General features: G+C 70.2%; 15 protein-coding genes. 7 read left to right on the forward strand and 8 right to left on the reverse strand.

Annotated features, from left to right (window positions below):
• Window positions 1-57: 57 nt before the first annotated feature.
• On the reverse strand, window positions 58-1,431 hold the full coding sequence (locus Cs7R123_RS07030; protein WP_244871660.1) for a YibE/F family protein: 1,374 nt from the start codon (window positions 1,429-1,431) through the stop codon (window positions 58-60).
• Between the two features lie 394 nt (window positions 1,432-1,825).
• On the opposite strand from Cs7R123_RS07030, the gene Cs7R123_RS07035 reads away from it, so the two are divergent.
• Window positions 1,826-3,298: a serine/threonine-protein kinase gene (locus Cs7R123_RS07035; protein WP_212824401.1), complete on the forward strand. Its 1,473-nt coding sequence runs from the start codon at window positions 1,826-1,828 to the stop codon at window positions 3,296-3,298.
• 1,379 nt (window positions 3,299-4,677) lie between these two features.
• Window positions 4,678-5,976 carry a helix-turn-helix domain-containing protein gene (locus tag Cs7R123_RS07040; RefSeq protein WP_212824403.1) on the forward strand — a complete coding sequence of 433 codons (1,299 nt, stop codon included), beginning with the start codon at window positions 4,678-4,680 and terminating at the stop codon, window positions 5,974-5,976.
• A gap of 98 nt (window positions 5,977-6,074) precedes the next feature.
• On the opposite strand, the gene Cs7R123_RS07045 is transcribed toward Cs7R123_RS07040, so the two are convergent.
• Both Cs7R123_RS07045 and Cs7R123_RS07050 read right to left on the reverse strand, forming a co-directional pair.
• A complete protein-coding gene (locus Cs7R123_RS07045) occupies window positions 6,075-6,662 on the reverse strand; it encodes a TMEM165/GDT1 family protein (protein WP_212824405.1) in 588 nt (195 codons plus the stop codon).
• A 293-nt stretch (window positions 6,663-6,955) separates the two neighbouring features.
• The gene (locus tag Cs7R123_RS07050; protein ID WP_212824407.1) at window positions 6,956-9,592 is read right to left on the reverse strand and encodes a discoidin domain-containing protein; all 2,637 of its coding nucleotides are present in this window, start codon (window positions 9,590-9,592) and stop codon (window positions 6,956-6,958) included.
• 433 nt (window positions 9,593-10,025) lie between these two features.
• On the opposite strand from Cs7R123_RS07050, the gene Cs7R123_RS07055 reads away from it, so the two are divergent.
• The 3 genes from Cs7R123_RS07055 to Cs7R123_RS07065 are packed head-to-tail and all read left to right on the forward strand — an operon-like array spanning window position 10,026 to window position 13,559.
• Window positions 10,026-11,246: a hypothetical protein gene (locus tag Cs7R123_RS07055; RefSeq protein ID WP_212824409.1), complete on the forward strand. Its 1,221-nt coding sequence runs from the start codon at window positions 10,026-10,028 to the stop codon at window positions 11,244-11,246.
• Window positions 11,243-12,835 carry a VWA domain-containing protein gene (locus Cs7R123_RS07060; RefSeq protein WP_244871661.1) on the forward strand — a complete coding sequence of 531 codons (1,593 nt, stop codon included), beginning with the start codon at window positions 11,243-11,245 and terminating at the stop codon, window positions 12,833-12,835. Before Cs7R123_RS07055 ends, Cs7R123_RS07060 begins: the two co-directional genes overlap by 4 nt.
• Window positions 12,825-13,559, forward strand: a complete 735-nt coding sequence (locus Cs7R123_RS07065) for a hypothetical protein (protein ID WP_212824411.1) — start codon at window positions 12,825-12,827, stop codon at window positions 13,557-13,559. The genes Cs7R123_RS07060 and Cs7R123_RS07065 overlap by 11 nt, the downstream gene beginning before the upstream one ends.
• Window positions 13,560-13,634: 75 nt before the next feature.
• On the opposite strand, the gene Cs7R123_RS07070 is transcribed toward Cs7R123_RS07065, so the two are convergent.
• Complete coding sequence (locus tag Cs7R123_RS07070; RefSeq protein WP_212824413.1) at window positions 13,635-14,903, reverse strand: S9 family peptidase; 1,269 nt, start codon at window positions 14,901-14,903, stop codon at window positions 13,635-13,637.
• Between the two features lie 141 nt (window positions 14,904-15,044).
• Here Cs7R123_RS07070 and Cs7R123_RS07075 point away from each other — a divergent pair, with 141 nt between their 5' ends.
• Window positions 15,045-16,301, forward strand: coding sequence for an FAD-dependent monooxygenase (locus Cs7R123_RS07075; RefSeq protein ID WP_212824415.1), 1,257 nt, complete (start codon window positions 15,045-15,047; stop codon window positions 16,299-16,301).
• Between the two features lie 90 nt (window positions 16,302-16,391).
• Here the strand turns inward: Cs7R123_RS07075 and Cs7R123_RS07080 are convergent, their stop codons facing one another.
• The 4 genes from Cs7R123_RS07080 to Cs7R123_RS07095 form a co-directional block, all read right to left on the reverse strand.
• Window positions 16,392-17,534, reverse strand: a complete 1,143-nt coding sequence (locus Cs7R123_RS07080) for a ScyD/ScyE family protein (RefSeq protein ID WP_212824417.1) — start codon at window positions 17,532-17,534, stop codon at window positions 16,392-16,394.
• Window positions 17,535-17,749: 215 nt separating this feature from the next.
• Window positions 17,750-20,023 carry a glycosyl hydrolase family 18 protein gene (locus Cs7R123_RS07085; RefSeq protein WP_212824419.1) on the reverse strand — a complete coding sequence of 758 codons (2,274 nt, stop codon included), beginning with the start codon at window positions 20,021-20,023 and terminating at the stop codon, window positions 17,750-17,752.
• Window positions 20,024-20,318: 295 nt separating this feature from the next.
• Window positions 20,319-21,167, reverse strand: a complete 849-nt coding sequence (locus Cs7R123_RS07090) for an alpha/beta fold hydrolase (RefSeq protein ID WP_212824421.1) — start codon at window positions 21,165-21,167, stop codon at window positions 20,319-20,321.
• A 411-nt stretch (window positions 21,168-21,578) separates the two neighbouring features.
• Window positions 21,579-22,538: a DMT family transporter gene (locus Cs7R123_RS07095; RefSeq protein ID WP_212824423.1), complete on the reverse strand. Its 960-nt coding sequence runs from the start codon at window positions 22,536-22,538 to the stop codon at window positions 21,579-21,581.
• Window positions 22,539-22,635: 97 nt separating this feature from the next.
• On the opposite strand from Cs7R123_RS07095, the gene Cs7R123_RS07100 reads away from it, so the two are divergent.
• Entirely contained in the window at window positions 22,636-23,178 is a 543-nt protein-coding gene (locus Cs7R123_RS07100; RefSeq protein WP_212824425.1) for a CGNR zinc finger domain-containing protein, read from the forward strand.
• Window positions 23,179-23,188: the final 10 nt, after the last annotated feature.

A 23,188-nucleotide genomic window follows, 5' to 3' on the forward strand; every position in this document is an offset into this window, starting at 1 on the left:
CTAGCCGAACCCGGCACATCCGGCGTCCGCGATCGTGCGCAGTCCGCCGGACGCGGATCAGCCGCGGCCGGGGTACGCGCCGGTGCCGTGCTGCTCCGGCGGCAGGCCCCAGGCGTCCTCGATCGGGTCGGCCCGGCGCGGGCGCTGCGGTCGCGGCGACGGCGCCCGGCGCCGCTCCCGACGTCCGCCCCCCGCCGCCAGCGCCGCCAGGGCCGTCGTGATCGGCACCGCGGTGATCAGGCCGAGCGTGCCGACGATCGACCGGACGATCTCCTGGGCCAGGAACTCCGACGTCAGCGTCGAGCCCAGCGGGGCACCGCCCGCGACCAGGAGCAGCAGCGTCGGCAGCGACGCACCGGCGTACGCGAGCACGATGGTGTTGACCACCGAGGTGATGTGGGCCCGCCCGACCCGCGCCGCGGCGGCGTACAGCTTCGCGAAGCCCAGCGACGGATTGGCCTGCGCCAGCTCCGTGACCGTGTACGCCTGCGTGACCGTGACGTCGTCGAGCACCCCGAGCGCGCCGATGAGGATGCCCGCCAGCAGCAGGCCGGGCATGTTGATGTCGGCGTTGACGAAGGTGACGTAGACCGACTCCTCACTCGACATACCGGTCAGGTGCAGCAGGCTGACCGCCAGCGCCGACAGGCCGCCGGTCAGCGCGAGCGCGGCCAGCGTGCCCAGCACCGCCATCGAGGTCGGGATGTTGATCCCGTGGGTCAGGTACAGCACCACCAGCATGATCGTGGCCGAGCCGACGATGGCCACCAGCAGTGGCGAGCTGCCCTGCAGGATCGCCGGGACGATGAACATCAGCAGTACCGCGAACGTGAACGCCAGCCCGACCAGCGCGGCGACGCCGCGCCAGCGGCCGAACGCCACCACGGCCAGCACGAACGCGAGCACCAGCGCCCACATGCCGTCGGCGCGGTCGTGGTCCATGATGTCGTACGTGACCGCGCCGCCCTCGGCGGAGTCGTCGGTCCTGATCACGTACACCTGGTCGCCCGCGGACACCTTCGGCGCCCCGGGTCCGGCCGGGATCGCGGTGGTGACGTCGGTGCCGGAGTCGGGGCCGACGGTCAGCCGTACCGTGACCTCGCCGCAGACCGGCGGCCCGGTCTGGTCGGGGGTCTGCGCGGGCGGCTGCGGCAGCGTCGCGCAGTCGACCTGGTGCACCGCCTGCACGACACCCTCGAACTGCGGCGGCCCGGTCCACGGCTCTGCCTTGATCGCCCCCGGCCACAGCAGCACCAGCCCGACCAGCGTCAGCAGCGCCGCCGGGATGAGCGCCACCAACGTCAGCCGCGTCGCCCTGCGGGTGACCGCAACCGGCTGCGACCCGTGGGTGTGAGAGTGGCCGTGCCCGGCCGGTCCGGCATCTGCGTGCCGGTGCGACGCCGCGTCGGCGTGGTGGTGTGGGCTGCTCACGCGGGCTCCTGCGCGGTGGGACGGTCACCCCGCCACGGCGGCGCCGCGCGAGATCGGCCCAGTAAAGCACGTGGCCGTCGCGGGACCTGGGCACCGCCGCGATGACGAACGCCCAGACCACTCAGGGCAAGCCGACTCGACTCTCAGCCGACCAGCCGAAACCGTCGACCTTGTTATTACGAGGGCGACTTGGGCTTGTCCGGCAGTGGCCACGTTCCATCGGTCGGCTGGCGGCTGATGCTGGCCAGGCTCAACAGGACGCGGCCGAACGAAGACGAATGAGACCAGAACTGAGACCAGAGCTGAGAGCAGCATCGACGCACCCCGAGGACCACGACACGCACAAATCGGTCGTGGTTTCTGATCTGCTCGATGGAGGGCTATCTTGCCCAGCATGACGGAGAAGGTTTCTCTAGATCATGCAGTGTGGGAGTACTCAGACCGGATCGGCGATGGCGGCTACGGCGCTGTTTACGCAGCCAGCTCCAATATCGAGGCCCGCGCAGCGATCAAGTTCGTGCCCAAGGAGCCCGGCGCGGACCGCGAGCTTCTGTTCGCCAACCCCTCCAACGCCCGGAACGTGGTACCGATCGTGGACTCCGGCGAGACCGACACCCATTGGGTGCTAGCCATGCCTCGGGCAGATATGTCGCTGAAGTCCTACCTAGAGACTCAGACCGGCCTACTCGACCTAGATAACGTGATCGCGGTTCTGACTGACATCGCGACTGCGCTCATCGACCTCGAACAAGCGCAAGTCGTTCATCGTGACATCAAACCCGCAAACATTCTCCTTCTTAACGGCGCTTGGTGTCTCGCGGACTTCGGCATCTCGCGTTATGCGGAGGCCACTACAGCGCCGGACACTCGCAAGTTCGCCATGACGTATAAATACGCCGCACCAGAGCGTTGGCGAGGTGAACGTGCCACGTCGGCCACTGATATCTACTCTACTGGCATCATCGCATACGAGATGGTTGCTGGTCGGGCGCCATTTTCCGGCGATCCAGCACAGTTGCGTAATGCCCATCTGCACAACGATCCGCCACCAGTACACGGCATTCCGCCGTCGTTCGCAGCCATTATCGAAGACTGCCTTTCAAAATCACCAGGGTCGCGACCATCTCCCGAGAACCTTCTCAAGCGGCTCGTCCGTGCCTCGGTACCTCCGGCCGCAGGTAGCATTGCCCGGCTTCAAGAGGCCAACCTGGCGGAGGTAAAACGCCGGGCTGCAGCCGCCCGCGCGGAATCGGAAGCCAACTCCGCACTTGAACGACGGTCCACAATCGCTCGCGACGCCGCGCGCTCGTTGCGGCGCATTAGTGACACGCTAAGAGAAAGCGTGATCGAGGCAGCTACTGCAGCCATCCTAAGTAACGAACGCGATAATCGGTGGTCCGTCCGATTGAACAATGCAAGTCTCACGGTCAGCGAAGTAACTCCAGTAAATACCAGGCCCTGGGGCAACACCCCCGCATTCGACGTCGTGGCTTATGCTTCACTTGGAGTTCGGATACCTGCCAACCGATGGAATTACGAGGGAAGAAGTCACTCGCTCTGGTTTTGCGATGCACGCGAGGACGGCCGTTTCGGCTGGTTTGAGACCGCGTTCATGAACTCGGCCTTCTCTCGAAACGACAGCTCGATATCTCCGTTCGCCATGGCGCCTCAGCAGGGCGTGTCCGCGCTGGGTGGTGGGATCGGAGGCATCCAGCTAGCCTGGCCTTTCTCCCCCATTACCTACGACGACATTGACGAGTTCGTGAACCGCTGGATCGGCTGGTTCGCAGATGCTGCTAGTGGAACTTTAAACAGGCCGAGTATGATGCCCGAAAAGCAAGCGCAGGGTTCATATCGCGTTAAGTGATCAGGCGGAATGTGTCCTCAGGTTGAAATATTGACTCGCTCGCTCGATGGGACGGAACTGTGGTTGATGAGGGTCCTTCTTGGACCGACATTCTGGGCGCAGTCGGCGGCGCCGTTGGTGTCGTAGGAGGTATCGTCTTTGGGGTTGTTTCGTGGCGCCTTAGCAGGCGAAGTGCATTGGCAAGTGAGCGCTCTGCCAATGCGGCTGATGTTTCTGCGGATGCAGCAAAACGGTCAGCCGATGCGGCGGACGTTACTGCCAGGGAAGCGCAAATCCTCACCAGCATCGAGACGTCCAGGCGGCATAATGAGCTTGGCCCGGATGTGACGGTGAGCTTTGTTTGGCGACCCAGCGCCTCCGGCGGGTCGGTATTTGCCGAAGTAGTGAACGATGGAGCTAACGACTTCGCTATAACGGTCAACCATCATTTTAGCGAGAATAGCTCCGCTCCGCTCGCTATAAGGCAACTCCGTAGCGGAAATTCGGTGGACCTACACGTAGGCGACCTTCCCGTTCATGGCATTGGTGCAAGCGATACTCCTTGGTCCATTATGCGAGACGCCGCAATCCGGTCTGGAATTCATGTGACCAGAGTAAGAGAGGCGTTTGAAGATCTTCGCGGGAACTTCGGCAAGCTTGAAATCCTGTACCGAAGCATCGGTGAGCCATGTGCGTGCGGTCGCACACAACCTGACTCCGAACGGCACTGGGTCAGCTACCACGAGATTCAGAAAGTCGATCTTTAGGCAACAACTTGCCAAGGTCAGCGGCCCATCGTGTCGGAACTATCGTTCGGCGCCAGGGGTACCCGTACCACCCGTCCCAGCCGTACCATCGCAGCTCACCTTATGGGACGGGTTCTTGGCTGGGACGGGTCAACCCGTCCCAGCCGAGAACTGCTAGTAACAAGGTCGACGGTCAGTTTGGGAACGGTTAGCTGGGCTCAACAGTCGCTCGGGTGGTGGCGTACGGCCTGACGAGTGAGGGTTCCGCGACCCGCCAGTCGGCGAAATGCGCGATCAACTGTGCGCCGCGCAGGCGGTGCTCGCAGGGGTGCGGGCGACCGCAGTGCCGGCAGCATCCCGTCGACTCGCGTCGGTGCGTCAGCAGCAGATGTGCCCCATGTGCGGCTTGAGCCTCGGCGTACTGGCTGAACTCCCGGTCGGCGATCGGTGTCCCCACGTTCAACCTCCATTGCGACGAATGACGCATAACACTTGCTTAACCTAGTAGCTGTCCTTTGTGTACAGTGAAGCGTGTGACGCTGGGGATGTTTCGACGCTAACCGTGATGGCGGGAGCGCCGCGTCGGCCACTACGTAGGCCACGTGGCGGTCGAGTGGGATTCGTGAGGTGTGTGTGCAGCCGTATCGCGAGTCGTTGGGGACGCTGATCGCGAACCGCCGACGGGACCTCGGACGAAGTCAGGATCGACTCGCCGACCAGCTGTGCGCGGTGGTCGGCCGACCTACCTTCACGAAGAACGAGATATCCCGCTACGAACGCGAGGAGCGGTTGCCGACCGGCGAGACTCTGCGCGCGCTGGCACAGGTGCTCGGCTTGTCGATCAGTCGCCTCGAAGCCGCGGCCGCACTGACCCGACGACTGCGCAGAGCGGGCACCACGGCGAAGCAACTCGATCAGGTCCTCTCATCGAGCGGTGTCGACGGTACCGTGGAGGCAGGCAGGCTGCGTCCCGAGGAGGCTGAGACGGAACGGCGAGAGCTGTTGCGCAGCACGGCTGCGGCGAGCCTGGTGGTGGCAGGCTGGCCCGTTGCGCCTGGCCCGCATCTGGACCTGCCTCGACGTATCACGATGGAGCACGTCGCCGAGCTGCGTGACACCACGAATCTCTACCGCGGCCTGGTGAGCCGCCACGGTGGTGGCGGTCTGGGCCGACGGGTGTCCGTGCTGCTCGAACGCGCCGCCTCGACGCACAGCGCCGCCACGGGTGAACCCCTACGCCGGGAGCTGCTGGAACGCGTCGCGGACATCGCCGGTCTCGGTGCCTACGTCGCCCGGGACGTCGAGGATCACGACAACGCCGAGCAGCTTTACCGGCTGGCTCTGCAGGCGGCCCGAGCGGCGGGCGATCCGAGGCTGGGCGGCCACCTGATCGCCCGGATGGCCGGGCACAACATCGAGATGCGCCGCCCCGACGACACCCTCGGCCTGCTCGACGCGGCCCGCCGAGCGGCCAGGTCCGTGCTCGGCCCGGCCGAGCGGGCGAACCAGCTGTGCATCGAGGCGTGGGCCAACGCCCAGCGCGGCGACGCTCAGGCGGTGGCCCGGTCGGTGGGCCTGGCGGAGGAGGAGTTCAGCCGCGCCGAAGGCGGCGTCGCGAACGACTGGGGCGGCCAGCACGTGACCGAGGCCGAGCTGTACAGCCTGACCGGTGCCGCCTACGCCGACCTGGCCAGGTCGAGCCCGAAGCACGGTGAGGAGGGAGTGCGCCGCCTGCGACGGGCGATCAGCCTGCGCGACCCGGCACAGGCCCGTAACCGCACCCTGGACCTGGTGAGCCTCGCCGAGTTGTCGGTGGTGACGGGCGACCGCCGGGAGGCGACCGTATACGCGGGTCAGGCGGTGGCGAACGTCGAAGGCATCACCTCGGCACGCCTCAACCGGCGCATCGTCGACCTGGGCCGCCTCCTGGGGCGCGCGCCACAGCAGTCCTGACCGCGGCCGTTCGTGCAGTTTCGGGGAAACTGCACGAACCGGCGCCAAGATTCCAGCACTTTCCCCGAAACTGCACGAACGGCCGCAGCGTGGGGTGGTCAGGTGAGCTGGGTGATGGACTCGACGAGCAGCCAGAGGCCGAAGATCGCGAACAGGGCGGCGGCGCCGAACTTGATGGCGCGTTCGGGCAGGTGCTTGCCGAGCAGGCGGCCGACCAGGATGGCCAGGGCGTCGGCGGCGACCATGCCGACGGTCGAGCCGAGCCAGGTGCCGAACCAGCCGTGGCTGGTGGCCAGGGTGATGGTGGCCAGCATGGTCTTGTCGCCGAGCTCGGCCAGGAAGAAGGTGCCGGCCACGGCCCACAGGGCGGAGCGGCGCTTCTTGGCGGCGCGGGCCTCGTCGGACTCGGTGAGCTTGTCGCCGCGCAGCGTCCAGGCGGCGAAGCCGAGGAACGCCAGCCCGGCCAGCAGGTTGATCGGGCCGGTGGGCAGGGTGGCGCCGAGCCCGGCGCCGGCGGCGACCGAGACCAGGTGCACCACGGCCGTGGCCAGGGTGATGCCGATCAGCACGGTGCTGGTGCGGTAGCGGGTGGCGAAGGTCATCGCCATCAGCTGGGACTTGTCGCCCAGTTCCGCCACGAAGATGACGCCGAAGCTGATGAGCAGCGCGGCTACGAACCCGTCCATGTCTTGCGTCCTCCCGGGGATGGACACCGGGCTGGGCGTACGCGACGACCTCGACCCGGCGTTTTCAGCCAAGTCGAAGGTCTCGCTCACCCCGTCGTAGACGAGGTCGGGTGACCGGGACCGCACGGGCGGGCCATTGTGTCGACCACCGCGTTGGGAGCTACTCCCCTTCGCGCTGCCGAGTCTAGCCCCGCCCGAGCGGGCCGGTCACCCGAGGGTGATCACGTTCACGATCCGTCCGCCGTCACGGGCCGGCCGGTGGAAGGCCCCGGCCGGCCCGCGCCCACCGCGGGTTACGGGTAGCTGACGACGTTCACGGGCACGGTGGCCGTGCCCTGGGCCGCGGCTCCGGTGGTGTTGATCACGTTGTCGATCACACCGTTGCCGCCGAGGGACACCGTGAGCAGGCTGTGGAACTTCACGCCGGCGCTGTTGGGCGCCTCGAACCCGCGAGCCGCGTGGATCGTCGGGTCGACGTTGAAGTAGCAGTAGCTGCCCATGCCCCACGCCTCGTGGCTGGTGACCGTGTTGGCCACCTTGTACGCGGCGTAGCCCTTCGTCGTGCCGTTCATGTACGCCGCCTGGTTCGGCGGGTCGTAGGGCAGCTCGTTCTGGAAGAAGATCGTACGGCCGCCCTGACCGTTCCAGACGACGTTGTACTTCTGGTAGTGCTCGACGAACAGGCCGGTCGCCAGCACGTTGTTGCCGTTGACGATGAGGCCCGTGTCGGCGGTGTTGACGGTCCAGCCGATACCGGCACCGTGGTCGCCGCGCCACGCCCAGATGTGGTCGATCAGCACGTTGTTGCTGTTGACCAGCAGGCTGTTGGTGGCCTTGCCGGCGCCCGCGCCGCCGATGCGGAAGAACACGTCGGAGATCGACGACGGGTTGGCCGCGTGCGAGACGCCCGAGGTCGACGCGCCCATCACCAGCAGGTTCGCCGAGTTGGTCGGGCCGGCGTCGAACAGCAGGCCCGCGACCTTGACGCCGTCCACGTCGCCCACGACCATCGGCGTCACGCCGTTGTCCGGGATGATCGTCGCGTAGCCGAGGCCCAGCACGACGGTGTCGGCCCGGTTGACGTTGATCGTCTGGTTGACGTGGTAGATGCCCGGCGTGAACAGCAGGTGCAGGCCCTGGGCCAGCGCCTGGTTGATCCGAGCCGCGCTGTCACCGGGCTTGGCGACGTAGAACGAGCTCAGCGGCAGCGAGGAGCCCGGGGTGGACCCGGCCGCCCAGCTGGTGCCGGACGCGTTGGTGCGCAGCGACGGCACCCACACCCGGTAGTTGCCGCCCGAGTCCAGGTACAGGTACGGCTTCTCCCGGCTGAACGGGGTGGTGGCCAGGGTCGTGTAGACGGGGTTGGGGAAGCTGTTCGCCGGGGCGCCCTGCACGCCGGAGAACACCATGTTCCACACGCCGTTGACCCAGCCGCCGATCTGGCTGTCGCGGGTGTACCACTGCTGCTGGGAGTACGGGCCGACCGAGCCCGACACCCGGCTGTCGGCGATGTAGCCGCCGGAGGCCCAGCCGTAGCCGTTCGGGGCGAGGTTCAGGTCGCCGTGGATGTCCATCCGCCGGAACGGGGCCGCCTGCGACACCGCCCACCGGGTGAACCCGGCCGACGGGTACACGGACAGGTTCTCCGCCGAGCGCCAGAAGTTCTGCGTGGCGTTGCCCTGGAACCAGCCCGCGTCCACGGTGACGTCGCCGTTGATGCGCACGTCGCCGGGGTTCTGGCCGAGACCGATGATCGAGGTGTAGAAGCCGATCTGGGCGTTGAACCCGCTGTAGGTGCCCGGCTTGAACGCCAGCACGTAGCGCTGCGAGCCGAACTGGTTGGACTCCATCTCCGCGAAGATGGCGTCGACCTGCGCCTGGATGGTGGCGCCGGACATGCTCGGGTCGAAGACCTTCACGTTGGCGCCGAGCGAGCCGCCGCCGGGGATCGGGTCGCCGCTCGGGCTCGGGCTGGTGCTCGGCGTCGGGCTGGGCGAGGTCGGGGTGCTGCCGGTGCGCACCACGAACTCGTACAGCGAGTAGCCGTAGCCGGTGGCCCGCGCCGTGCCGTACATGCGCACGTAGCGGCCGCTGCCCGAGACGTTGAGGGTCTGGTTGCCACCGGTGCCCGTCGTGGTGCTGTAGACGGTGGTCCAGGTGGTGGTGTCGTTCGACAGCTGGATCTGGAAGGCCGTGGCGTACGCCGCCTCCCAGTTCAGCAGGATCTGGCAGATCGACTGGGTCGAGCCGAGGTCGACGTAGATCCACTGCGGGTCGGTGAAGGCACTGGCCCAGCGGGTGGTGGTGCTGCCGTCGACGGCCGCCGTGGCGGGCGTGCCCGCGTTCTCGACCGAGGACGCGATGACGGACTTGCCCAGGGCCGCGTTGGCCGTGCCGCAGCCGCCACCGCCGACGAGTTCGCCGTAGACCTCGAACTCCCACAGCGAGTAGCCCCACTGGGTGGCGCGGGCGGTGCCGAACACCCGGACGTAGCGGCCGGTGCCGGTGACGTTGAGGGTCTGCACGCCGCCGGTGCCGGTGGTGGTGCTGTAGATCGGGGTCCAGGTGCTGCCGTCGGCGGAGGTCTGCACCGTGAAGGCGGTGGCGTACGCCGCCTCCCAGCGCAGGATCACCTGGCTGATGTTCGCCGAGGCGCCCAGGTCCACCTGGAGCCACTGCGGGTCGGCGGCCGCGCTAGACCAGCGCGTGCCGGTGGTGTTGCCGTCGAAGGCCGCCGACGCGGGCGTGCCCGCGTTCTCGGTGGAGGACGCGGTGGCGGTCTTGCCCTGTGACAGCAGGGTGACCGCGGCGTTGGCGGGATTGGTCGCGATGACGACGGCGTACGCGATGAGCAGCGTCGCCACCGCGGCGAGCACGAGCGAGTACAAGAGTCTGCCGCGGGAGGCGGCGAGACGCGGGGCAGGTTGCATCTCTTCTCCCTTATCGGGGATCCGGGCGTGCCGGCGCGAGGGGACGAGCCGGTAAGACGGTAGAGAGCGCTCTCTGCCGAAGAGAGTTGTCCCTTGTTCAATGTCTGTCAAGGGCATGTTTCGCGCATGTGACCACACCGGACGCCGCGCGCCGCGTAGACAAGGGCGCTGGCCAGGCTATTTGTTGCCGGGGGCAGCATTCGAGATTCATCGACGGCTGAAAAGATTCTGAGGCGATCATGGGAGAGCGATTGCCGAAGATCGTCATTCGCGGTACGGCGGTGGCGGCGTCCACTGCCGACGCCCACTGGCCGTGGCGCGGCCCACGCCGCGCAACCGACTGTTCGTGATCTGTCTGTCCATGCCTGGCGCGCGGCCACTACCATCGAAGCTCGCACATGGACAGCCCGCATCGAGTCCAATGGAGACTGTCGTGCCGGTCGGCAGCACCACCGTGGCGGAGCCGTCGCTGGCGGTCCGGAGCCGTCCCGCGCCCTTCGGGCTGCGGCGCCGCTTCCTGGTGCCGTTCGGGGCGGCGCTGGCCTGCGTGATCGCCGGTCTGGCGGCGCTGGTGCCGTCGGGCAACCTGCTGCTGCCGTTCGAGCAGACCACGGTGCTGGAGGGCAAGATGGCCTCCAAGGGCGACTTCTTCGAGGACCCCGAGGTCAAGCGCCTGCTGATGCGCCACCACCTCCAGGTGCACGTCACCCGTACCGGCTCGCGCGACGTGGCGCTGCACGAACTCGCGGGCTACGACGTGGTCTTCCCGTCCGGCCAGCCCTCGGCCGACCTGATCATCGCCCAGCGCCAGAGCCAGTCCCCGCCCGCCTACACCCGGGTCTACCGGCCCTTCACCAGCCCCATCGTGCTGGCCACCTACCGGGAGTACGCGCAGACGCTGGAGGCCGCGAAGATCGCCACACCGCTGGCCGGCGCGCCGGAGGGGCACTCGCTGTACTACTCCCTCGACCTGGCGAAGTTCCTCGCCGCCGCCGCCGATCCGGCCATGACGTGGAACAAGCTCGGGCTCAAGAGGTTCGACGTCTCCAACGGCAACGCGGTGCTGGCCCACTCCCCCAACGTGTGCTCGTCGAACTCGTCGGGCACCTACATGGGGCTGGTCGCGTTCGTGAGCAACGGCAACCGGGTGCCGCGCGACCTGGCCGAGGCGACCGCGCTGGCCCAGAAGATCAAGCCGCTGGTGACCGCGCAGGGCCTGCCCGGCGCCGACCTGTTCCGGCCGTACATCACCCCGGAGGGCAAGGGCTCGGCACCGGTGATCGTGGTCTACGAGCACCAGTTCCTGTCGTACCAGATGGGCCAGAAGGCGCACACCGGCCACGTCGACGACAGCCGGGTGCTGCTCTACCCGGACACCAACTTCCTCACCCAGCCGCAGCTGATCGCACTGAACCCGCAGGGCGACCGGCTCAGCCGCCTGGTCACCGAGGACCCGGACCTGCGCCGCCGCGCCGTCGAGCTGGGTTTCCGGGTGCTGGCGCCCGACGCGGTCACCGAGAGCCTGCCGCTGGCGCAGCACCTGGCCGGCCAGGGCGTCCAGGTGCCGGAGTTCGGGGGCAACGACACCAAGGCCGTGCTGCCCGAGCTGCCGCTGTTCGAAGAGATGATCAAGGTGACCGGGGGCTGCCCGTGAGGCGCGGCATCCCGGCGCGGCGCGGCGGGCCCGGGACGCGGCTCGGCCGCGGCCTGCTCGCGGCGTGCCTGCTGCTGGGCACCGTGGCGGGCTGCACCGGCGGCGACCCGCCCCGGCGGGTGCTGCGGGTGCTGGCCAGCGCCGAGCTGGCCGACATGCGGCCGATCCTCGACGAGCTGCGCGCGCAGACCGGTGTCGAGCTCCAGCTCGACCTCACCGGCACCGTCGACGCCGCCAACGCGCTCGACCCGGGGGCGTACCACCACGATCTGGCCTGGCTGTCGTCCGACCGGTACTTCCGGCTCAAGCTCGCGGCCGGCGGGTACACCGGCGCTCCGCCGCTGAGCACCAGCATCATGACCTCGCCGGTCGCGGTCGGCGTCACCCCGGCCGCGGCGCGGGCGCTGCGCGCGGCAACCCCCGACCAGCAGGTGTCCTGGGCCGACCTGGCCGACAGCGCCGCCACCGGGTCGCTGCGCTTCGCCATGGCCGACCCGCGCCGGTCCAACAGCGGCCTGGCCGCGCTGATCGGCGTGGCCACCGCCGCCGCGGGCCACGGCGGCGCGCTGCGCCCCGAGGACGTGACCTGCGACCGGCTGCGCGGCTTCTTCACCGGCCACACCGTGAGCGCACCCGACTCGGCCGCGCTGGTCGACCAGTTCGTCGCGCACCGGGCCGACCTGGACGCCGTCGTCAACTACGAGTCGGCGCTGCTGGCCCTCAACGCCAGCGGCCGGCTGCCCGAGCCGCTGGAGCTGGTGTACCCGCAGGACGGGCTGGTCATCTCCGACTACCCGCTGCTGCTGCTCGACCCGGCCCAGCGCGAGGCGTACGACACCGCCGTGGCCTGGCTGAGGTCGCCCGCCGCCCAGCGGCAGATCATGGAGCGGACGCTGCGGCGCCCGGTCGACCCGACCGTGGCCCGCGACCCGCGCCTGGCCGCGTCGATGGGCAACGCGCTGTACTACCCCGACGCCAAGGAGGTCGTCGACCGGCTGCTCGACCGGTACGCCGACCCGGCCCTGCACACCCCGACCAGGGTCGTGTTCACCCTCGACTTCTCCGGTTCGATGCGGGGGCGGCGCATCGCGGCGCTGCGCGAGGCGTTCGCGGCGCTGGCCGGGGCCGACCGCAGCTCCGGCGGCAAGTTCGGCCGGATCTTCCGCGGCGAGCGGTTCACCGTGATCCGGTTCGGCGGCCGGGTGCTGGACGAGCGCGACCTGGTCGTGAACTCCCCAGCCGACCTGGACACGCTGCGGTCCTGGCTGGACGTGGACTCCTTCGACGACAGCACGGCGGTGTGGTCGGCGCTGGACCATGCGTACGACCGCGCCGCCGCGATGCGCCGCGAGGACCCGCGCCAGCAGGTGTCGATCGTGCTGATGACCGACGGCGAGAACAACGCCGGGATCAGCCTCGACCGGCTGCTGCCCGCTCTGCGCGACACCCCGGTGCGAACCTACGCGATCGCGTACGGCGAGGCCGACCGCGCCGATCTCGATCGCGTCGCCCGCACCACCGGCGGTTTCGCCGTCGACGCGGGCGCCACCTCCCTGCTGACCGCGTTCAAGGAGATCCGTGGCTGCTGACCTGTGGTGGAGCGTCTGGTGGCCGTGGCTGCTGGTGTGGCTGGGCACGGTGCTGGCGGTGGTGGTCGCGGTGGTCGTGCTGGTGGTGCAGCTGTCCGACCGCAGGCGCGGCACCCGGCGGCCGCCGTACCTGAGCTTCTACCTGCACGACAAGTCCGTGATGGACCTGTACCAGTACAAGTACCAGGGCGCGCTGGAGCAGGAGGTGCAGGCCAAGGTCGGCAGCCGCCGCCGGGTCGGCGCCGACGGCGACGTGCCGATGGTGAAGTTCGGCGCCAGCATGGAGCGCAACCGCGAGGAGTTCCGCAAGTACCTGGAGGTCGCCGAACCGATCACGGTCATCGGCATCATGATGGACGTGCTCGCCGACGACCTGGTCCAGGTCGACCTGGAGCGGCTGGCGGTCGTGCCGAGCCGCAACGCGCCGATGGGCCGCTCGCGCATCAAGCTCAGCCAGCTCGGCGGCGGGGCGTACGTGCTGGTCCGCGGCGTGTTCCGCCCCGAACCGGCCCTCGGCTCCGAGCGCCACACCACCCTGCTGGCCACCTACGGCGACGGCGCCTCCGGCGAGAGCGCGGCCCGCATCCGGCTGCGCTGCGCCAACACCGGGCTGCGCGACGAGGTGCCCGAGGAACAGTTCTGGGCCCGCTGCCTGGGGACCGTGCAGGGCTGGGACGCCGCGACCGGCCACCTCGTCCTCAACCCCATCGCCATCTTCCGCTGACAAGGCGTCAGGAAGGGCACCTTCTCATCGCGCTGCGACGTAGAAGGTGCCCTTCTCCACCCGCGGTCAGCGGGCTCAGTTCAGGGCCGACGGGGTCACCTTGCCGGAGGCGTCGATGTACCACTCCTCGCTGGTGAACTCCTCGCCGCGCAGCCGCGCGGAGATCCAGTCGGCGACCAGCGTCGGCGCGAACGGGCCCAGGTTGGTCGAGGGCACCCCGCCGATGGAGTGGCGCGAGTCCTGGTACACCACGAAGCGCTTCGGACCGGGCACCGACCTCAGCAGCTTGCGGGTGTGCTCGATCGGGCTCAGCTCGTCGCGCTCGCCCGCCGCCACCAGGTACGGCATCGCCAGCCGGTCCACGTGCGCGCTCAGGTCGAGCGACCTGGCGAACCGGTCGAACTCGGCCTCGTCGGTGTGGCCCGACATGTACATGAAGCGCATCTTGTACGTCGGCGACGCCTTGCCGAACGCCGACTTCCAGCCGGGCTGGTGGCAGACGTTCATCACCGCGCAGGCGCGCAGCCGCGGCTCGTAGGCCGCCGCGAGCGTGCCCGCGAACGAGCCGAAGCTGATCCCGCTGAGCACGATCCTGTCCGGGTCGACCTCGGGCCGGTGCAGCAGCCAGTCCACGCAGGCGGTGCCCGCCCTGGTCCAGCCTTCCACGGTCATCGGCACGCCGAGCATCCGCGCCTCGTACTGGCCGGGGCCCTCCATCGCCAGCACGGCGTACCCGCGGCTGAGGAAGCGGTCGCCGTACAGGGCGACGGTCGCCTCCTTGAAGCTGTCCATGCCGGGCACCGCGATCACGGTCGGAACCTGCCCGCCGGTGTACCCGGGCGGCAGGTGGAACCAGGCGGGCAGGTGGTGGCCCTCGAACGGGATCGTCACCTGCTCCATGCGGTGGTCGGCCAGCTCGGCGTAACGGCGGAAGCAGTCGCGCTTGCGCCGGTGGTAGAAGCGGTTGACCTCGTCGTCGGCGTGGATCGGCCACTGCGCCGCACCCCAGTGCAGCGCCGCCATGTAGTGGTTGTCGCGCGAGGTGATCAGGTCGCCGGCGGCGTCGGCGGCCGCCGCGCGGGCCTCGCGGCGGCGTGCGACCGCCTCGAAGGTGGGCGCGAAGTCGGCGTAGCGGCGCACCCGGGCGCGGATGGCGGCGAAGTCGGCGCCCGCCTCCGGGCCGCACGCGGCGTTCCAGTAGATCGACCGGGGCTGGTCCCAGTCGACGCCGCGCTCGGCGATCTCCGCGTCGAGCCGGTCCCGCTCGGTTTTCCAGCGGGCGGTCACCGGGCCGGGGTGGTCCTGCTCCTGCGCCGAAGCGGGCGCGGTGGTCATCTGGTCCATGTAGGGCTCCTCTCCCAAGACCAATGTGCCCTGGCCGGGGCACCGTGGTGGCCGGTTCGGCGCAACCTGGTGCGCTCTCCAGCGTGTCTCCAGCCCGGCTTGAGCGGCCGGTTGCGACCGTGGGAGCCGAAGGAGGCGATCGTGACCGATACCGACGAATGGTCCACCGATGTGTGCGTGATCGGCGGGGGCCCGGCCGGGCTGACGCTGGCGCTGCTGCTGTCGCGCTCGGGCGTGGCGGTGACCGTGGTGGAGAAGGCCTCGTCGCTGGACCGGGAATACCGGGGCGAGATCCTGCAACCGGGCGGCCTGGCCGTGCTCGACGAGCTCGGGGTGCTGGCCGCGGCGCGCGGGCGCGGCAGCCACGTGCACGACCGGTTCCAGCTGTACAGCGGCGGCCGTGCGGTGCTGTGGGTCGACTACCGCAACCTGCCGGGGGCGTACAACTACATGCTGGCGCTGCCGCAGCAGCACGTGCTGGCCGAGCTGCTGGCCGAGTGCGAGGGGCGGGCCGGGTTCCGCTACCTGGCCGGCACGAAGATCACCGAGCTGGTCTCCGACGGCGGCACGGTACGCGGCGCGGTGGTGACCGGCCCGCAGGGCCGCACCGTGATCCGGGCCCGGTGCGTGGTCGGCGCCGACGGCCGGTTCTCCAAGACGCGGCAGCTCAGCGGCGTGCCGTACGACCGGCGCGACGTCTTCGACTTCGACCTGCTCTGGTTCAAGATCCCGGTGCAGGGCGAGCCGCCGCGCGCGGTCACCATCCGGGGCGGCGGCGGCCGGATGCTGGTCCACTACGGCGCCCCGCCCGGGTTGCAGCTCGGCTGGGCGCTGCCGCACGGCGGATACAAGCAGCTCGCGGCGCAGCCGTTCGCGCAGTTCCGCGACGACCTGTGCCGGGCCGCGCCGGACTACGCCGACGGCATCCGCGAGCACGTGCGCGCGCTGAAGGACCTGAGCCTGCTGGACGTGTTCTGCGGTACGGCCCGCGAGTGGGCCCGCGACGGGCTGCTGTTCATCGGCGACGCCGCGCACACGCACAGCCCGCTGGGCGCCCAGGGCGTGAACCTGGCGCTGCAGGACGCGGTGCTGGCCCATCCGGTGCTGCTGGCGGCGCTGGAGCAGGCGGAGCGGTCCGGACCGGACGCGGTGGTGCCGGCGTCGGCGCTCGCGGCGTACACCGGGCCGCGTACCGCCGACATCGGGCGCGTGATCAAGTTCCAGCAGTTGCAGGCCAAGGGGGCGCTGGGCAGCGGCAGCCGGTTCGCCGACGCCGCCAAGCGGACGATGGCCTCGATCGTGCACCACACGCCGATCGGCACCCGCCTGACCCGCATGGTCGCCTTCGGCAACCCGGCCGCCCGGGTCCGCACCGACCTGTACGCCCGCGCCGCCTGACCCGCCCGCCCCGCACCTCGGGGCTGTGCGTCAAGAAGGGCACCTTCTACCTCGCAATGAGATAAGAAGGTGCCCTTCCTTACGACTCTTCTAGCGCGGGAGGGTGACCTTGAGGACACGGCCGCCGGTGGCGCAGGTGGAGCAGTCGGTCAGGAACGCGCTCCCGCCCCGGATGGTCAGCCCGCCCGGGAAGTTGATGTCGTCGAGCACCAGCTCAGGAGTGGCGCCCGCATGCCGGACGCGCATCAGGGCGCCGATGCCCCGCCCCGGGCCGAACATCGAGGTGTGGGTGAACTCCAGGACGTAGAGCGAGCCGTCGGGGCCGAACGCCAGGTCGACGGCGGCGGTCAGGCCTTCGGCGTACACGGCGGGGGCCTGACCGGGCACGATGCGCCAGACCCGGGCCCCGCCGGTCGGGAACGGCGAGCCGGTCAGCTCGACGACGTAGTAGGCGCCGCCGTGCACGGCCACGCCCATCGGCACGGTCTGCATGCCGACCGTGGTGCCCGGCGGCAGGCCGAAGCTCGGCGGGGCGACCGCCTCGCGGTTGGGCAGCACCGCCAGCGTCGACACGGCGCCGTCCGGGTCGACGTGGAACAGCGCGTTGGCACCCGCGTCGGAGACCACGGCGCCCTCGGGGTCGTAGGCCACCGACTGCGGGTTGCTGTCGACCTCGCCCCGGTCCGGGTTGGCCAGTGCCTCGTACCCGGCGACGTCGGCGACGAGTTCCGGGTACAGGCTGAGGGTCAGCCACGACTTCGGGTCGCGGCGCAGCGTGAACAGGCCGCCCATGAGCTGGCCGGGGGCGGGCAGCTCGGCGCGCACCTTCGGGTCCTCGCTCAGGCCGATGGTGAGCAGGCTGTGGCCGTGCCTGGTGAACGCGATGTCGGTCGGGCCGATCGCCTCGGTGCCGTCCGGTCCGGCCAGCGACGGCAGGCCGGTGACCAGGCGCTCGTAGCCGTCGGGGGTCAGGCGGCCGACCGCGCCGGTGGGCCCGAAGCAGCCCTCGCCCTGCGGCCGGGGCAGGCAGACCGGGTCGGCGGCACCGTCGGCGCCGCGTCCGGCCTCGACGACGTACAGGTCGCCGTCGGCGTCGAAGGCCAGGCCGCGCGGGTTGCTCAGGCCCCAGTAGAGCACGGTGACGCCGGGCGCGGCCGCGGCGGGCAGTCCGGGAAGGAGCGAGGCGAGCAGCGCGGCCGCCGCGGCGGCCAGACTCCTGACGGTGGTGGGCACGGCGGTCCTCCAGCAGCGCGAGACGATCGTCGCATACCAGATAAAACCGATTTGATCTGATTGTCACGCACCCGCGCCGCGCGAAGATCGCGCAAGTTGCCGGGCAATCGGGCGTATGACCTCACAAGATACGCCCGATCGCCCGGCAACTTGGCCGATCTTGGCCCGCTGGCCGCGGTCGCCCGGGCAGGGGCGGCCGCGGCCGGCGGGAGTCATCACAGGCCGGAGTTGAGGGCGGTCATCAGGGTGCCGGCGGCGGTGTCGCCGGACATCTCCCAGATCATGCCGCCGAGCAGGCCCTTCTGCTTGAGCCAGGCGGTCTTCTGGCCGATGGACCAGGTGTCGTCGAACGACCACCACTGGCCGCCCGCCCCGGTGTAGCAGTACGTCGACACCGACTGCGTGTCGTGGTACACCGTGCAGCCCGGCACGCCCGCGATCAGGTTGGCGTACCCGCGGGTGCCCGCCTCCTCGGCGAACTGGCCCGGCGCCGCGCCGGTGGCCGTCTGCCACTCGCCGTTGGCCCCGCCCGCGGCCACGCCCTGCCAGCCGCGGCCGTAGAACGCCATGCCGATGGTCAGCCGCCGCGGGCTCACCCCGGCGCCGGTGTACGTCGCGATCGCCTTCTCCACGCTGAACTCGAACGAGTACGGGTCCTGCGCGTCGCGGTACAGGTTGGCCTGGTGGCCGGTGCGGTTGGGCTCCCACGAGTTGTCCGAACCGGACCCGTGGAAGTCGTAGCCCTGCACGTTGGCGAAGTCCAGCGACTGGAACACCCCGGTCGGGCTGACGTCCCAGCCGGCCGCGACCTTGGCCGGGTCGGCCGGGGTGAACGCGGTCAGCAGGTAGCGCTTGCCGGTGGTGGCGCCCAGCGCGTCGAGCTGGCGGCGGAACTCGGCCAGCAGCAGCGTGTTGTTGGCCTTGTCGGCGGCGCTGACGTGGTTGCCCGGGTGCCCCTCGGCGCCCGGCCACTCCCAGTCGAGGTCGATGCCGTCGAAGATGTTCGCGGCGCTGCCCGCCCCGCCCGCGCCGTTGTAGGCGGGCAGGTTGCCCTTGATGTACACGTCCAGGCAGGAGCTGACGAACTTCTGCCGCGAGGCGGCCGTGGCGGCCACGTCGGAGAAGTACTTCGAGTACGTCCAGCCGCCGATCGAGATCAGCACCTTCAGGTTCGGGTACTTCACCTTGAGCTTGCGCAGCTGGTTGTAGTTGCCGCGCAGCGGCTCCCAGCCGGTGTCGGCGACCCCGTCGACCGACTGGGCGGCGGCCATCGGGCGGCCGTAGTCGGCGTCGGCGTCACCGGCGCCGGTGCCCTGGTCGGGGTCCTGCGGGTTGGCGGTGGTGCCCTTGGTGACGCCCTGGAGGCACGTCAGGTTGACCGGGTCGATGTTGGCGAAGGCGTAGTTGAGGTGGGTCAGCTTCGCCGCCGAACCGCTCGTGTCGAGGTTGCGGACGAAGTACTGCCGCCCGTAGATGCCCCACTGCACGAAGTAGCCGACCTTGGCGTAGCCGCCGTTGAGCACGTCGTCGGTGGTCACGGCGACCGCGTTGCTCGCCGCCGAGGCGTTGTCGTAGGTGTCGCGGGCCTTGACCGTGAACGTGTACGACGTCATGGGCGCCAGCCCGGTGACGACCGCGCTGAGCCCGGTGCTGGTGGCGCGCAGGGTGGAGCCGGTGTAGACGTCGTACCCGGCGATGCCGCTCGCGTCGGTGGCCGCGTTCCAGGCCAGGGTGACCGAGGTGGACGACTTGGCGGTCGAGCGCAGGCTGCCCGGCACGCTCGGCGGCGTGGTGTCGTCGGCGGGGTTGAGCGTGGTCGCGGTGACCGCGCCGCTGACGGCCGACAGGTTGCCCCGGGTGTCCTTGGCCCGCACCGTGAAGGTGTAGGCCGTGTTCGGGGTCAGGCCGGTGACGGTCGCCGAGGTGCCGGTGGCGCTCGCCACGACCGTGCTGCCGCTGAGCACGTCGTAGCCCGCGATCGGGAAGTCGGTCGCGGCCGCGGCGGTCCAGGACAGCGACACGGTACGGGTGGTGCGGCCGGTCACCGTCACGCCGGTCGGCGCGCCGGGCGCCCGGTCGGGCGTGCCGTCGCACTTGTTGCCGTTGATCCGGCAGTTCAGCGGGGTGGCGCCGGAGCCGTAGGCGATGAACCACGGGCTGTACGGCTCCGTGTTCGCCCCCGCGGCGACCGTGCCGTTGTAGTGCGCGTTGACCACGGTCACGTGCGAGCCGGACTGGGTGGGGGTGCCGTTGTAGAAATTGCTCATCGTCACCCCGGCGGGCAGGTCGAACTCCAGCGTCCAGCCGGTGATCGAGCCCGTGGTGGGGTTGTTGACGACGAACTTGTCCTGGAACCACGAGCCGTTGTTGACGCTGGAGAAGGTGGCCGTCAGGCCGTTGGGGGCGGCGGCCGCGGCGCCGGGCAGCGCTACGGCGACACCTAGGCAGACGGCGAGGCTTGCGGCAAGGGAGCGGATCCTGCTGCGCATGTGCCCTCCTGTTATTAGGAAACTTTCCTAATATTGAGTCGCACCTATCCCGCCGTCAACGCAACATTCACCTAAATTAATTTAACTACACCCGTAGTACCACCCCGCCACCCTCCGTCGGCGCTGCCCCGCGCCGGGCCGCGTCACCGCGCCGCTGTGCCGGGCGAAGATCGGCGTCTTCGGTCGAAAGATTGGCTCAGCGACAATGTACTGTCCCGGAACGGCGATCTTCGGCGCCGCCAGGATCGAGGCGAGGGGCCAGGGGCGGGGGCGAGGGGTGAGGGACCGGCGCCGGTCAGGGCTGGGTGGTGTGGCGCAGTAGGGCCGGGATGACGGTCGGCCAGTCGGCGCGGTCCAGGTCGTGGCCGGCCTCGGGCATGACCAGCACCTCGACCTGCGGCAGCGCGCGGGCCAGGGCCCAGGCGTGCGCCACCGGCAGCACCGGATCGGATCCGCCGTGCACGACCAGCACCGGCGCCATGATCTCACCCAGCCGCTTGCGCCACGGCGGCCCGTAGTCGAGTTCGCCATGCCGCCGCAGGGCGGTGGCCAGGTCGGCGCTGTGCGCCACGGTCCGCTCGGCGATCCGCCGCGCCCCGGCCGCGTCGAACTCGCGCGCCACCCCGGCCCGAATCGCGGCCAGCCCCACCAGGTACGACGTGGCGGCGGCCGCGTCGTCCCAGTCGGGCAGGGGCACGCGGTCCAGGTCGCCGAGCACCCGCCGCGACGGCGGCGGCAGGTCGCTGTCGTCGGCGCCGGGCGCGGCGAGGCTGCTGGAGATCAGGGCGAGCGAGGCGACCCGCTCCGGATGGTCCAGCGCGAGCAGCTGCGCGACCATGCCGCCCATCGCCGCGCCGACGACGTGGGCGCGCTTGTGATCGAGCGCGTCGAGCAGGCCGAGCGCGTCGGCGGCCAGATCGGCCAGCGTGGACGGGCTGCGGCGGACGCCGGAGCGGCCGGTGTCGCGGTGGTCGAACCTGATCACGTATTGCCCGGCGGCGGCCAGCTCCTGGCAGAACTCGTCCTCCCACGCCGTCATCGGCGCGGCGGCACCGGCGATCAGCAGCAGTGCCGGGTCGGCGGGTGCGCCGAACGTCTGCGCGCACAGGATGCCGCCGTTGACTCGGATCCACCTCTGCGACATCGCCGCCTCCTGGGCCCGGCGACCAGCGCCGCGATCGGGTCCCAGGCCGCCGACCAGCCCGGGGTCGTGGCCGATCGTACGAGCCGCGAGCGCCGCCCACCTTCTTCAGAAATGCTGTTTCACCAGGGCGATTCGCCGCCGACCGTCCACTCGACACGCTCCCGTCGCGCGCGCCGCCGGGTCGCCGGGTCGCCGGGTCGGTGCAGTTTCGGGGAAAGTGCAGGAATCTTGGCGCGCTTTCGTGCACTTTCCCCGAAACTGCACGAAAAGGGCCCGCCACCCGTCGCGGCTGCGACGGGTAGCGGGTAGCGGGCAGCGGGCAGCGGGCGGCGGGCAGCGGGCGGCGGGTAGCGGGCGGCGGGCGGCGGGCGGCGGGCGGCGGGCGGCGGGCGGCGGGCGGCGGGTGGCGGGTCAGGAGCGGGAGGCGGCCAGCTCCGGTTCGGGAGCCGGGACCGGAACGGCGGTGCGGGACTCGTCCAGGCGCACCAGCACCACTCCGGCCAGGATCAGCACCCCGCCGAGCAGCTGGAGGCGCGTGGGCAGCTCGTCCAGCAGCAGCCAGGCGAACAGCACCGCGAACAGGACCTCGGTCAGCCCGGCGAAGGAGGACATCCGCGCGCCCAGGATCCGCGCGGCACCGATGCCGCACAGGTACGACACCACGGCGGCGACCAGGGACAGCCCGGCGACCGGCAGCAACCAGCTCACCTGGTGCCCCGCGAACTCCACCGCACCGAAGGAGGCGTGCAGCGGGAGCAGCCCGACCGCGCCGAGCAGCACCAGCATGACCGCGCCGACGGACATGCCGCCGCTGGCCATGGCGACCGAGGGCAGCTGCTCGTCGACCCGCGCCGACAGCACGTAGTACGCGGCCAGGCCGACGGCGGCGGCCAGGCCCCACAGCACGCCGACCGGCTCGAAGCGGCCGCCGGTGAGGTCCAGGATCAGCACCAGCCCGGCCACGGCTGCCACGGCCCCGAGCGCGGTCAGCCGGCCCGGCCGCTGGCCGTGCACGGCCCACATCCAGAACACCACCAGGATGATGCCGAGGTACTCCAGCAGCAGCGCGACGCCGACCGGCAGGTAGCGCACCGCGTTGAAGAAGCCGACCTGGGCGCCGCCGACGGCGAGCAGGCCGTACACGGTGACGGAGGTGGCGCTGCGGCGCAGCACGTGCCACTTGCCGCGCAGCGCGAGCAGGGTCGGCACGACCAGCACCAGGGCGGCGACGCCGACGCGCATGGCCACGGCGGCCGTCGCCGACCAGCCCGCGTCGAGCAGGGAGTGGGCGAACGAGCCCGACGTGGCGAAGGAGGCCGCCGAGATCACGGCGAGCCCTAGGCCGAGACCGGTGGAATTCTGGGTACGCATGGACGTCTGCATGAGTGTCACCTCGATCGGGCCGCACGTAATGAGCAAAGTGCGGCTATGCTGATGACACTACGCCGGAAGGTTGAAAGGAGTCAAGGTGCTTTTCGCTCATGACACCGAGGTGGCGTTGATCGCGGCGGCGGCGCTGGTCAACACCGCCACGGACACCGAGGAGCTGCCGGACCTGGCCGCGCTGGAGGCCTTCCTCGACACGCACGGGTTCACCGGCGTACGCGAGCACACCGCCGCCGAGTTGGCCTCGGTCCAGCAGTTGCGGCCCCGGCTGCGCCGGATCTGGGAGGTCGGCGAGGACGAGACCGTGGCGATCGTCAACGGGATGCTGCGCGAGTACGACGCCCTCCCCCAACTGGTCCGGCACGACTCCTGGCCGTACCACCTGCACGCCACGCCCGCCGACGCGCCGCTGGTCGCCCGGCTCGCGGTAGAGGCGGCGATGGCCTTCGTCGACGTGGTCCGCAGCGGCGAACTCGGGCGCCTGCGCGTCTGCGAGCTGCCCGGCTGCGGCAACGTGGTGGTGGACCTGTCGAAGAACCGGTCGAAGCGCTTCTGCGACACCGGCTGCGGCAACCGCGCCGCCGTCAGCGCGTACCGCGCCCGCAAGGCCGCCGCCCGGACGTGATCTATCCCGC

Source organism: Catellatospora sp. TT07R-123, assembly GCF_018327705.1.
Taxonomy (GTDB): Bacteria; Actinomycetota; Actinomycetes; order Mycobacteriales; family Micromonosporaceae; genus Catellatospora.